The sequence below is a fragment of the Jatrophihabitans sp. sgz311053 genome, assembly GCF_056135305.1.
The window spans coordinates 986,237-998,647 of sequence record NZ_JBWAXP010000002.1 but is presented as its reverse complement, the minus strand read 5'-3'; the positions used below and the strand labels follow the sequence as shown (position 1 = coordinate 998,647).

The following is a 12,411-nucleotide window of genomic DNA, read 5'->3' as shown; positions in this document are numbered from 1 at the left end:
GGAACCATGAGGTCATCGGGATGGTTCGGCGTTCGCTGTGTCTTCGACCTGGGGACGGTGGACGCCGAGACAGGGTCGGCGGCCGTCGCCGTCACGCGCTACGAGGAGCGCGTGACCATCTGGCGGGCCACCGGCTTCGAGCAGGCCATCGAGCTCGCCGAAGCCGAGGCCGAGGAATATGCCGGCGACCTCGACGTGCGCTACACCGGTCTCGCGCAGGCGTACGCCATGGTCGATCCACCGGGTGAGGGTTCCGAGGTCTTCTCGCTCCTGCGCGACAGCTCGCTCGCCACGACCGACTACCTCACCGCCTACTTCGACACCGGCACGGAAAGAACGGGCCAGCTCGACTGAGCTGCCAGCTTCATCGGCAGTTCGGCGTCACCAGGGGCGCGGTGGGCCGGTGGCAGCGCTAGTCGGGCAGCGGGACGTCCGCCAGCAGCGCGGCGACCAGGGCGTTGACCATGGGAATGACCAGGGCGTCCCAGCCGACGTACTCGCGAAGCACGGTCCGTGGCGTGGAACGCCAGCCTGCAGGCGGGTGAGCCGCCTGCACCAGCCAGCTCGACCCGTTGGTGGAGAGACCGGGACCGCCGGTGGCGTCCGAGAGGGGTTTCGCGGCGGACGTGAGATGTCCGAGGCCGGTCGGCCGCGCAACGGTGACCATCCACTCCGTACCGCCCGCCGAGCGGAACGTGGTGGTGGCCCACGGCTGGTGGCGCGTCGTGAACGCCCGCCAGCCGCCCTGGGCGTCGAATCGCCAGTCGACGGCATCGGAGAGCAGCTTCCGGCGCGCAAGCGGAGTCACTCGGGCATTGTGGTGGCAGGGCGGTCCCGCCGTCGATCAAGGACGCCCATGCCGCTGCACCCACCGTCGGCACGGGTGACGAGAGTCCACTGCCCCGCCGCGTGACGGGCTGCGGTGCCCGGATGCGATGGACACTCGAGGTGGTCGTGGTCCCGGTCTCGGACGTCGACCGGGCCAAGGCTTTCTACAGCGAGCAGCTCGGCTTCGTCGTGGATCACGACATCGGCGAGCCCGACGGACCGGGCATGCGGCTGGTCCAGCTGACGCCGCCGGGTTCGGGGTGCTCCATCGTCATCGGACGCGGTTTCGGCGCCGACGACATGACGCCGGGATCGCTGCGCGGCCTGCAGCTGGTCGTCCCCGACATCCGGGCGGCGCGCGACGAGCTGCTGGCGCGGGGTGTGGCCACGGGCGACGTCCAGGTCCTCGGTGAGAACCCCTTCCCCACCCCGGACCCGCTGGACAACGTCGGCTTCCTCTTCTTCTCCGATCCCGACGGCAACGGCTGGGCGGTGCAGCAGATCTCGTCGCGGGCCAGCTGATCCCGCGCCGGGCCACCCGCCGGTTCGGGTCCCCGTCGTCGACGGCCCCGGACCAGGCCCTAAGCTGCCAAGTAAGGCATGCCTAACAGGGAGGTCCGGTGCGCTGGTCGGCGTGGTCGGTGCTGCGCCGCATGGTGCTGCGGCGACGGCGAGCGCTCGCCGCGTCCTACGCGCTGCATGCGGTCTGGGCGGTCAGCGAGGCCATGGTCCCCGTCGTGATCGGCGCGGTGATCGACAACGGCATCCTCCCCGGTGACGGCGGGGCCTTCGCGCTCTGGCTAGGCGTGCTCGCCGCCCTCATGATCGTGCTGAGCTACGGCTACCGGTTCGGGGCTCGGGTGGGTGCGCGGGCGGCCGAGCTCGAGGCCCACGAGCTGCGGGCCGAGATTGCCGCCCACGCGCTGCATCCGCAGGGCGTGGCGACCTCGCAGCTGCCCGGCGAGACGCTCTCCCTCGCCACCACCGACGCCGACCAGGTCGGCCTGCTGCTGCGGCTGCTCGCCTTCGCGTCGGCGGCGCTCACCGGCATCGTCGTCACCGCGGTGTACCTGCTCGCGATCGACCTGCGCCTGGGCCTGCTCGTTCTGCTCGGCGTGCCGGTGGTGCTGGGGTTGGTGCAGCTGGCGAGCCCGCTGGTGTCGCGGCGCACCGACCGGCAGCAGGACGCCATCGCCGGCGCGACCGGCGTCGCCACCGACCTGCTCACCGGCCTGCGTCCGCTCAAGGGCATCGGCGGCGAGGCCGCGGGGCTGGCCCGGTACCGGCGGGCGAGCCGCCGGGCCCGCAACGCCGGGATCAGCACGGCCAGCGCGCACGGCTACCTCTTCGGCGCCTCCACCGCGTTGAGCGGCGTCTTCCTCGCCGTCGTGGCGCTGGTGGCGGGACGGCTGACGCTGGACGGCGACATCACCCTCGGCGAGCTCATCGCCGTGGTCGGGCTGACCCAGTTCCTCGCCGAGCCGGTCTCCGCGCTCGGTGAGATCAGCGCCTTCGGCGCGTCGGCCCACGCCTCGGCCGGCCGCATCGCCCGCTACCTCGCCGCGGGGCGGCTCATCCCGGCGGGCGAGGCGCGCCCCGACGGCATGGAACTGGAACTGCGCGATGTCAACGCCGGTCCATTGCGCGGCGTCACCCTGCAGCCGAGCCCCGGGCGTCTCACCGCGGTGGCCGTGGACGACCCCGCCGCCGCCGACGCGGTCATCGCCCTGCTCGCCGGGGAACGAACGCCCGAGTCCGGCTCCGTCCGGCTCGGGGGTGTGGCGTTGGCCGAGCTGGCAACCGACGCCCGACGCCGGGTGCTCGTCGTGAGCCCGCACGACGCCCACCTCTTCGAGGGCACTGTCGGCGACAACGTCGACCCGACCGGACGGCTGCCGGTTCGCGACCTCGACGACGCCCTGCGCGCGGCGGGCGCGGCCGACGTCGTCGCCGCCCTGCCCGGCGGCCTCGCCGCACCGGTGACGGCGGCGGGCCGGACCCTCTCCGGCGGGCAGCGGCAACGACTCGCCCTCGCCCGCGCGCTGGCCACCGGCAGTCCGGTGCTCGTGCTGCACGACCCCACCAGCGCCGTCGACGCCGTCACCGAACGCGACGTCGCCGACGGGGTCCGGCGCTGCCGCGGCGGGCTCACCACCGTCGTCCTCACCAGTAGTCCCGCCTTCCTGGACGTCGCCGACGAGGTCGTCGTGATCCGGCACGGCCGGGTCGCCGCCGTCGGAACGCACCGGGACCTGCTCGGCAGCGACCCCGCCTACGCCGTGACGGTGCTGCGGTGACCGAGCGCGACATCCTGCGCATCGCCCCGGCCGGCGAGACCGCGCGGCTGTTGTGGGACGCCCTGCGCCGCCGGCCGCTGGCGCTCGTCCTCACCGTCGCCGCCTTCCTCGGCTCCGGCGCCTGCGCGCTGGTGGCGCCGTGGGCGCTCGGGCTGATCGTGGACGCCGTCCGCGACGGCGCCGACCCGGATCGGATCACCACGCTGGGTGTCGTCATCGCGGCTGCGGCCGTCCTCGGCGGGGTCTTCACGGCGCTCTCGACGGCGGCGCTCAGCCGGGTGACCGCTCCGGCGCTGGCCGAGCTCCGCGAGGACGTCCTGGACCACGCCGTCCACCTGCCCACGCAGCGCCTCGAGGCGGCCGGGGCAGGCGACGTGCTCTCCCGCGTCGGCGACGACGTGCGGCAGGTGACGACGGCACTCAACGACGTGGTGCCGCAGCTGCTGAACTCGCTGGTGATCACGCTCTTCACCGGTGCCGGACTCCTGGCGCTGGACTGGCGTCTCGGCCTGGCCGGACTCGCCGCGGTGCCCTGCTACCTGTTGGCGCTGCGGTGGTACCTCGGCCGCTCCGGTCCGATGTACCGGCGGCAGCGGATCGCGCAGGGTGAGCGCGCCGAGGCCCTCGTCACCGGGCTGCAGGGGGCGCAGACGCTGCGGGCGCTGCACCTGGAGCAGGGGCATCTGCAGCGGGTGCGGCGGCACTCCCGCCACGCCGCGGAGCTGGCCGTCGAGGTCTTCACCGTGCTGCTCCGCTTCGGCGCGCGGTGCAACGGCAGCGAGCTCGTCGGGCTGGTCCTGGTGTTGGGCGCGGGCTTCCTGCTCGTGCGCAGCGGGGCCGGGACCGTCGGCGAGGCGACGGCGGCCGCGCTGTACTTCCACCGACTCTTCAACCCCATCGCCGGGCTGCTCTTCTCCTTCGACGAGATCCAGGCCAGCGGCGCCTCGCTGGCACGCATGGCCGGTGTGGTGTCGCTGCCGATGCCCGACGGCTCGGCGGAACCGGCTCCGCCGGAGGCCGCACTGCGGCTGCAGGGCGTCGGCCACGAGTACACCCGCGAGCGTCCGGTGCTGACCGGCATCGACCTGACCCTCTCCCCCGGCGAGACGGTGGCGCTGGTGGGTGCGACCGGGGCGGGCAAGACCACGCTGGGCGCGATCGCCGCCGGGCAATTGGCTCCGACCTCCGGACGGGTGCTGCTCGGCGACCGCGACACCGCCACGATCACCGAGGCCACCCTGCGCCGGCACGTCTGCGTGGTGAGCCAGGAGCTGCACGTATTCGCCGGCACGCTGGCCGACAACCTCACGCTGGCCCGTCCGGACGCCACCACCGAGCAGCTCCACGACGCCCTCGACCGGGTCGGGGCCCGGGGCTGGGTCGACGCCCTGGACCACGGCCTGCAGACCGTGGTCGGGGAGCACGGCACGGCGCTGGGGGCGGCGCGGGCACAGCAGCTCGCGCTCGCCCGGATCGTGCTGGCCGACCCGCGCGTCGTGGTCCTGGACGAAGCCACCGCGGAGGCCGGCTCAGCCGGGGCCCGCGAGCTGGACCGTGCCGCCCTCGCCGCCATCGACGGGCGTGCCGCCCTGGTCGTGGCGCACCGGCTCACCCAGGCCGCCGCCTGCGACCGCATCCTCGTCCTCGACGGCGGACGGGTCGTCGAGCAGGGCACCCACGACGAGCTGGTCACCGCCGACGGTCGCTATGCCCGGCTGTGGCGGGCCTGGTCCGGCAGCGGGTAGGACGCCCGATCTCGTCAGCTCGGCAGGACGGCGTCGAGCAGGTTGGCGGCGGCGTCGCGGGCGATCTCGGCGGCGGCGGGGTTGCCGTCCAACCGGAACGACAGCGTCGCCCCGTCGTAGATCATGTAGAGCTGCCGGGCCAGCGGTTCGGCCCGGTCATCTGCCACACCCGCCTCCCGCAGCAGCTCGGCGAGGAAGCCCAGGAACCACGTCCGGTGCGCGGCGCTGGCCTGCCAGGCGCCGCTCTCCGGGCCGTTCTCCGACGTCGCGGAGATGAAGGGGCAGCCGCAGTAGCCGGGGCGCAACATCGCCTCGCCCTGCGTGACGAAGACGCCGACGAGCCGGTCCCGCGGGCTCTGCCAGCGCTCGCGCACCGCCTCGACGCGGGCCCGGACCACCTCGTGTCGCTCCTCGAGGTAGGCGCGGACGAGCGCGTCCTTGCTGCCGAAGGTCGAGTACAGCGAGGCCTTGGCCACGCCGGCCCGCTCGATGACACGATCGATGCCGACGGTGTGGACGCCCTCGGCGTAGAAGAGCTCGCCGGCGGCGTCGAGCAGCCGCTGCCTCGCCGACGGACGGGCAGTGGCACCTGTGGTGGCACGTTGGGTGGAACGTGTGGTGGCGGCGGTCTCGGTCATGATGCCTTGACTCTAACAGACAGGTCTGTCTAGCGTGACCGGCATGCAGACAGCTCTGTCTAGTAAGCCCGCTCTCTCGTCGCGCGCCAGCTTCTGGCTGCTCGCCACGCTGCCGATCTCCTTCCTCGGCGCCTCGGCCGCGCCCACCCCGCTGTACGGCACCTACGCCGCGGAGTGGGACTTCTCGGCGATGACGACCACCATCGTCTTCGGCGTCTACGCCCTGGCCGTGCTGGTGTCGCTGCTCGTCCTGGGCCGGCTCTCCGATCACGTCGGACGGCGCCCCGTCCTCCTCGCGGCGATCGCCCTGCAGCTGTTGGCCACCGCCGGCTTCCTGGTGGCGGGCGGCGTCGCGGGCCTGGTCGTCGCTCGCGTGGTCCAGGGCATCGCCACCGGCGCCGCCTCCGGCGCCATCGCCGCGGCGCTGATCGACGTGGACCCGCGGCGGGGCGTGCTGGCCAACACCATCGTGACGCCGGCGGGGACGGGACTCGGCGCGATCGGTGCCGGGCTCGTGGTCCAGTTCCTCCCCGCGCCGACCCAGCTGGTCTACGTGCTGCTGCTGGCGATCTTCGCGGTGCAGTTCGCCGGCTTGCTGCTGATGCGCGAGACCGTCTCCCCCGCGTCGGGGGCCCTGCGGTCGCTGCGACCGGAGATCGCGCTGCCGCCCCGGGCGCGACGAGCCGTCGTGGTGGCGACGCCCGCACTCATCGCCGCCTGGGCACTGCCGAGCTTCTTCGCCTCGCTCGGACCGTCGCTGATGCGATCCCTCTCCGGCTCCGACGACGTCCTGCTCGGCGGGCTGCCGCTGTTCCTCGTGGCGCTCGGCGCGACCGTCTCGACCATCGCGCTGCGCAACGCCGAGCCGACGCGGGTGATGGCGCTGGGCACCGCCGGCATGGCGCTCGGGACGGCCCTGAGCCTCGGCGCGGTGGCGCTGGACTCGGCCCTGCTGCTCTGCCTCACCATCCCGGTGGCAGGGCTCGGCTTCGGTGCGGCCTTCCCCGGCGCGGTCCGCAGCGTCGTGCCGCTGGCCCGCGCACACGAGCGGGCCGGACTGATGTCGGTGGTCTACGTGGTGTCGTACCTGGCTCTCGGCGTCCCCGCCATGCTCGGCGGTCTGCTCGCGGTGCACAACGCCGACGTGGTCGGCACTGCGACCGAGTACGGCCTCGCGGTCGTGGTCCTGGCCGCGCTGGCCGGCGCCGGGCTCGTGCTGCAGCGGCGCACGCTCACCCGGCCGGAGTGCCTGGGTGACCGGCTGACCTACTCGACGGTGAGGACGATCTTGCCGACCACCGTGCCGGACTCGATCCGGCGGTGCGCCTCGCGGAGGGTGTCGGGGTCCAGCCGCCCGAGGCGGGTGGTGACGGTGGTCCGCAGCTCGCCGGCGTCGACCATGGCAGCGAGCTGGTCGAGCATCTCTCGGTGGTGCCGGTCGGACGGGTGCTGGATCGGGCGGGAGTAGAGGAACTCCCAGTGCCAGGTCTGGCTCTTCGGCTTCAGCGGCATGAGGTCCAGGCCCTCGGGGTCGTCGATCGCCACGACCTGGCCATGGACGGGGAGCAGCTCGGCGTAGGCCTCGGCATTGCCGCTGGAGTGTGCGCTGTAGACGTAGTCGACGCCGTCGGGGGCGACCTCCCGCACCGCGGCGACGAGATCGTGGTGGTCGACGACATGGTGGGCACCCATCTCGGTGGCCCACCGCGCCGACTCCGGACGTCCGCCGGTGGCGATCACCGTCAGTCCGGTGCGGGCGCGGGCCAGCTGCGTGATCACCGAGCCCACTCCCCCGGCGCCGCCGACGACGAGCAGCGTGCCGGTGCTCTCCGGTCCGAGACCCAGCCGGTCGAAGAGGCACTCCCACGCCGTCATCGCGGTCAGCGGCAGCGCCGCCGCCTCGCCGAAGTCCAGGCTCGTCGGCTTGCGGGCCACGACCCTCGCCTCGACCTGCTGCAACCGCGCGTTACTCCCCGGCCGGTCGATGGACGACCCGGAATACCAGACCTCGTCCCCGACGGCGAGGTCCGTGACGCCCTCGCCCACCTCACGGACGATTCCGGCCGCGTCGAAGCCCAGCACCTTGGGTCCGTCGGCGGGGTCGAAGAACTGCCGGAGCTTGTAGTCCACCGGGTTGACCGACACCGCTCGCACCTCGACGAGCACCTCGCCTGCCGGCAGCGGCGGCAGCGGGAGCTCGATCTCGGCGAAGGAATCGGCGTCGTCCACCCCGCCCGGACGCAGGGAGGCGATGGCCGTCGTGCTGGTTGCGGTACTCATAGCTGTTGACCTACCCACGGGACATCGCAGATGGGCTGCGGAGCGGCCGCGCCGACGCGACGACGGCACACCCAGTAGGTTGGCCCTCTCCGGGGCGGTAGCTCAGCAGGTTAGAGCAGGGGACTCATAATCCCTGGGTCGTCGGTTCGAGCCCGACCCGCCCCACACCTCCCTAATTCCGGGGCCTGTAGCGCCGTCAGAGCAGATTCTTATCCCACACAGACCGCTGCCATGCACTACTGCTCGCTGCGGCAACCGTTCGCCTGTCTCCCGAGGAGGTCGAGTTGAGCGGCTCGCCGATGACCAGGATGACACCGCCCACCGTGCCCGATCATGCGGCCCTCGTGCTCGCCGACCCTGCCCTGGCCAGGCTGACGGACACCTGCAATGACACACCGTCGCGACTCGGGGAATTTACGTCTCGTGCACGACACGGGCATGCGCGCCGGCAAGCCTTTGCAGCTGCACGATAAACAACGTTGACTTTTGATTAGCAGGTCGCGTTCGCCCCAGCGAGGGGGGATGCGCCTGCACCTTCGTTGCCAAGACCGCGAACGAGTAACGGGGCTACTCGTCTAATATTCGGTATCCGTCTCGCGATCGGTTTTGTGTTTACGCACCCCGAATCACGTGGTGAATCTGACCCTACCCACTACTCCTTCCCTGACTGACATCCCGACCGCAGCTTTTCGAGGATCGGCGTCAAGGTCGAAACGAAGTCATGCCGCTCGTACATGCGGCGGAGAAACGGCGGGTCCGTACGGGACTGTGTGCCCTTGCCAGCAGACCCACCACCGGTGTACACAGGGAGGCCGATCACACACCTGCCTCCGCATTCGACCGGTGGCATCACCTCCGGGAGGGCACAATATCCTCGCAACCGAAACTCAGAAGGTTCACAAGGGGCGTCGTTGCGATCGTGGCCGGACTGACTGTCTGCAGCTCCCTTGACCAAGCAGCCGAAGCCGCCACCAACTGTGGCAATAGTGGCTGCGGCCGATTTTACGTGACGTACGACTACCGGGCAGGTGGCACAACGACCGTCCAGTACGTGAGCCAATACGAATGGATGCAGGAGGCAACTAGCGGACTCCTTCGAGGTCTCGGCAGCACAAGCCAGTACAGTGATATGTCCGTCGGGGACGTCACTAATGGATTCAACGTCCAGGCCTTCTTCTACGGGGACGGGAGTTTCGCCGCTGACCGAGGGGTGGGTAGCTCCGATGGCCAGCCCGGCTGGATTCAAGATAATAGGCGTACCAGCTGCACCGGCTCGCTCAGCGGCACCAACACCAGCGAAGCGGATGCGTGGGTGAAATATTTTAGCAACGTGGCACTTGTCAAGCAGAACTCGACTTATTATCAGGCACGCCTGACATCGCCCGCGGGAAATCTATCATTCTACAAGCGTCCAGGATGCTAGGTCCCGCCCAGGGGTGAAACCTTAAGAGCAGCAGAACGCCGTATCCGGGCCAGCGCCTGGAGGCGCCCATAGCCGTAGCGAAGCAGTCCGGTGCCGCGGCATCGGCTACCACCTTGCCCACAACGCGATCGACAAGCACACCCGCCTGGCCTTTCCCGGGGGCCACGACGACGAGAAAGACGTCACGAATGACGGGTTCCTGCACCGCGCGACCTGATTCGCCGCCCACGGCCTCACCGCCGACCGCCTCCTGAGCCACAACGCCACGGTTTCTCGCCACGGCAGCGAATCGACCGTCGCCTGCACCAGCCGGTAAGTCGAACGTCGCTTCACCACGCCCCGCTGCCCCTGGACCGACAGCCAAGCCAAGCGGTTCAACCGCACCCTGTCCACCGAGCAGGCCTACGCCCGCGTCTGGCCCATATCACTGCCCGCCACCCCCGCCCTTGACGGCTTCCTCGTTCGCTCCACCGCACAACACTCCAAGCCGCCTCGGCAGGCAACCACCCATCGGCCGGCTCATCGCCTGACAACAACGTGTCGGTCACACAGCTAGTCCTACAGCTCCGACGCCGGCGTGCCCGCGCCGTCCTTGCTCCGCATGGATGCCGCGTCGGAACCGTAGGTGCGCCAGACAGGGGCAGTGAAGATCGTTGGCCACCCGGCGCCGGGCTGAATCCGGACCGACGAGCCGTCGACTTCCGTGCGACCAAGACACTCCACGAACCTGACACAGCGGCGTAATCCCGGCATCCATCAGATTGGGTCACGTTCAGCTCTTCAGGTCGGTGAGGAAGCCACGCACAGCTTCGCGCACTTGCCACCGCTGCGACTCAGCGCCGGATGTCGCGCACCCTGACCCTGACACCGGTGTAGAACAGCCGATTCGAAGCTGGCGTCGCGCCCGCTCCGTGCAGCGATGACGCTCTGTCCCGCCGCGCATCGATCGCCTCGAAAGGGCCATCGGTACATGTCACGTGAACCTGAGAAGCAGTCCTGCGTCCACACCGCACGAGGCGCGCGGCCAACAACGGACACGGCCTACGCCACGCCCCACCAGATTCGACCGCTTTGACGCTTGTCGGCCAATTATCACAAATGACACTCCTCGGATCCATGCTGGAGTCCCGAACTGCGCGCATCGCGAGAGCGTTCGGGCGCCGCGCGGCCGTCTTCTCACGACAGATAGCGCTTGCAACACACTCCACCGTCGGTGTATCCATAGGTGCCCACCAAGCCTGCCTCGGCATTCGACCGTCGGCATCACCCAGGAGGCCTCAGTCCCCTTGCGCTCAAACCTCAAAAGCTTCGCAAGTGGCATCATTGCGACCATTGCTGGACTCACGACCTGCATCGCGGTACCCAAGGTGGCCGAAGCTGCGACTATTTGCGGCGACAGTGGGTGCGGTCGCTTCTACGTCACATACCTTTACCCCCCGGGTGGTAGTAACACCGTCCAGTATGTCAGCCAATATGAGTGGATGCAGGAGGCGACAAACGGGCTTCTTCGCGGTCTTCGAAATACAGGTACTTACACTCAGATCACAGTCGGGGACGTTACTAACGGATTTAGCACTTACGGGACCTTCTCCGGGGACGGTAGCTTCGTCGCCGGGCAGGACAATAGGTTCCCTGGCCAGCAGGGCTGGATTCAGGATAATCGAAGCAGCAGCTGCACCGGTTCGCTCAGTGGCTACAATACCTTCGAAGCTGATGCCTGGGTGAATTACTTCTACAACGTGTATCTAGTCAACAAAAATTCAACCTACTTCCAGGCGCGCCTGACATCGCCCGCAGGAAATTTGGCTTCGTATAAGCGTCCTGGATGCTAAATTCTGAGAAATTCACCAGCTAACACAAGTTGACCGTTGCGACGCGACAAAGGATATAATTCGGCGTCCTTTTGACGTCGGATTCCCCTCTACTAACATGGGAAATTCAAAACCGAATCTCGCGACTGGTTGCGCGGCTTGAGCGGACCTCCCACGCCAATCTGCAGCCGGTGGACCGACTGCGCGGCAAGGGCTGGAAAAGATCTTTAGCCTCCCCGAGCACGGGCAGGTGTTTCACGCGACCGAGGATCGAGCGGCCGGGCGTCTAGAGTCCGACGCGTGGGACGCAACCGCTGGGCACGGCACCGCCGCATCGCGACGCGACTCGTGGGGGCGATGGTTCTCGCTGCGTGCGGGTCCACCCAGCCGCCCCGAACCCTCGATTCCTTTCGCACTCCGTCAGCGCACTCTGCTGCGCCGAGGGCGCCCAACCGGTGCGATCGGCCGGGCATGGCTCTGCAGTTGGGCGCTGCTTTCTCCACAGGGGTTTTCTCGGGGGACGTCGAGCTGGTGAATCGCTCGACCACAGCTGTCCGGGTCTCCGGCCACCCCACGATTGAGGTGTTCAGATCGTCCGCACCGGGGAAGCCCATCGCCACGAGGGTGCACGGGCAAGGACGGTCACACGGTTCGGTCACAGTCGAGCCCGTCGACAGCACACCATCGCCGAGCGCCAGCTTCGAGCTACAGCTCGGGCGGGACGTCGCCAACGGCACAGAAGTTCATGTCATTGCCGGTGTGTTCGTCCGCGTGACGTTCTCTGGCGTCCGCTGCACGTTGAGCGTGCCGGGGCCGAGCATCTACGTGCCACGCAATCAGCCGATGACCGTCAGCACGACAGCATGGACACCCGCTGATGTCGCAGCCCCGGATGAATGATCAAAATGCGCCCGGCAGCGATGTGAGCCACTCGAAGACCCCGAGATTGGCGACATGCACGTCAACTCGATCGGGAGCGAGACCCCGAGTAACGAAGCGGCAGCCGGACTTCGGCGGCGGCGGTACCGACGCTACTAGTGGTAGACCCGGACCATGATCCGTATCGGAGCCGTCGTCCTGAACGCCCCCAACCTCCCCGAGGCGGCTGACTTCTGGTCCGCGGCGTTGAGCTACGAAGCCGAGACCAACCCGGCCTTCCTTCGCCCGCCGGAGGGCACGGCCGGCACGCGGCTGCACCTCGACGACGAGGATCGCACGCATCTCGACCTGTGGACCGACAGTCCGGAAGAACAGCAGGCCGAGGTGGCCCGGCTGCTGTCGCTGGGCGCTCGGCGCGTGGACCAGGACTACCCGAACGACGCCGACTTCGTCGTGCTCGCGGATCCTGCCGGCAACCACTTCTGCGTCGTCGACACCTCTCGGTAAGGG

Annotated in this window: 8 protein-coding genes, 1 tRNA gene and 1 pseudogene; 7 read left to right on the top strand and 3 right to left on the bottom strand. The window is 69.4% G+C overall.

Going from position 1 to position 12,411, the window contains the following annotated elements; all coding sequences use genetic code 11:
• The first annotated feature begins 6 nt into the window (after positions 1-6).
• Entirely contained in the window at positions 7-354 is a 348-nt protein-coding gene (locus tag AC0NZQ_RS13635) for a hypothetical protein (protein ID WP_474530394.1), read from the top strand.
• 58 nt (positions 355-412) lie between these two features.
• Here the strand turns inward: AC0NZQ_RS13635 and AC0NZQ_RS13630 are convergent, their stop codons facing one another.
• Positions 413-808 (bottom strand): hypothetical protein, encoded by a 396-nt coding sequence (locus AC0NZQ_RS13630; protein ID WP_474530393.1) that lies wholly within the window; start codon positions 806-808, stop codon positions 413-415.
• A gap of 122 nt (positions 809-930) precedes the next feature.
• Here AC0NZQ_RS13630 and AC0NZQ_RS13625 point away from each other — a divergent pair, with 122 nt between their 5' ends.
• The 3 genes from AC0NZQ_RS13625 (at position 931) to AC0NZQ_RS13615 (ending at position 4,870) form a co-directional block, all read left to right on the top strand.
• Positions 931-1,350: a VOC family protein gene (locus tag AC0NZQ_RS13625; protein ID WP_474530391.1), complete on the top strand. Its 420-nt coding sequence runs from the start codon at positions 931-933 to the stop codon at positions 1,348-1,350.
• Between the two features lie 98 nt (positions 1,351-1,448).
• Positions 1,449-3,125 (top strand): ABC transporter transmembrane domain-containing protein, encoded by a 1,677-nt coding sequence (locus AC0NZQ_RS13620; protein ID WP_474530390.1) that lies wholly within the window; start codon positions 1,449-1,451, stop codon positions 3,123-3,125.
• Positions 3,122-4,870, top strand: coding sequence for an ABC transporter ATP-binding protein (locus tag AC0NZQ_RS13615; RefSeq protein ID WP_474530389.1), 1,749 nt, complete (start codon positions 3,122-3,124; stop codon positions 4,868-4,870). The genes AC0NZQ_RS13620 and AC0NZQ_RS13615 overlap by 4 nt, the downstream gene beginning before the upstream one ends.
• Positions 4,871-4,884: 14 nt before the next feature.
• Here AC0NZQ_RS13615 and AC0NZQ_RS13610 read toward each other — a convergent pair whose 3' ends face one another.
• Complete coding sequence (locus tag AC0NZQ_RS13610) at positions 4,885-5,508, bottom strand: TetR/AcrR family transcriptional regulator (RefSeq protein ID WP_474530388.1); 624 nt, start codon at positions 5,506-5,508, stop codon at positions 4,885-4,887.
• Between the two features lie 43 nt (positions 5,509-5,551).
• On the opposite strand from AC0NZQ_RS13610, the pseudogene AC0NZQ_RS13605 reads away from it, so the two are divergent.
• Positions 5,552-6,343 (top strand): annotated as a pseudogene (locus tag AC0NZQ_RS13605) (MFS transporter); the annotation flags it as partial.
• A 431-nt stretch (positions 6,344-6,774) separates the two neighbouring features.
• On the opposite strand, the gene AC0NZQ_RS13600 reads toward AC0NZQ_RS13605, so the two are convergent.
• Positions 6,775-7,788, bottom strand: a complete 1,014-nt coding sequence (locus AC0NZQ_RS13600; RefSeq protein WP_474530387.1) for a zinc-binding alcohol dehydrogenase family protein — start codon at positions 7,786-7,788, stop codon at positions 6,775-6,777.
• A gap of 91 nt (positions 7,789-7,879) precedes the next feature.
• Between AC0NZQ_RS13600 and AC0NZQ_RS13595 the strand changes: the two genes are divergently transcribed.
• Positions 7,880-7,953: transfer RNA gene (locus tag AC0NZQ_RS13595), tRNA-Ile, on the top strand.
• 4,122 nt (positions 7,954-12,075) lie between these two features.
• Positions 12,076-12,408 carry a VOC family protein gene (locus tag AC0NZQ_RS13590; RefSeq protein ID WP_474530386.1) on the top strand — a complete coding sequence of 111 codons (333 nt, stop codon included), beginning with the start codon at positions 12,076-12,078 and terminating at the stop codon, positions 12,406-12,408.
• Positions 12,409-12,411: the final 3 nt, after the last annotated feature.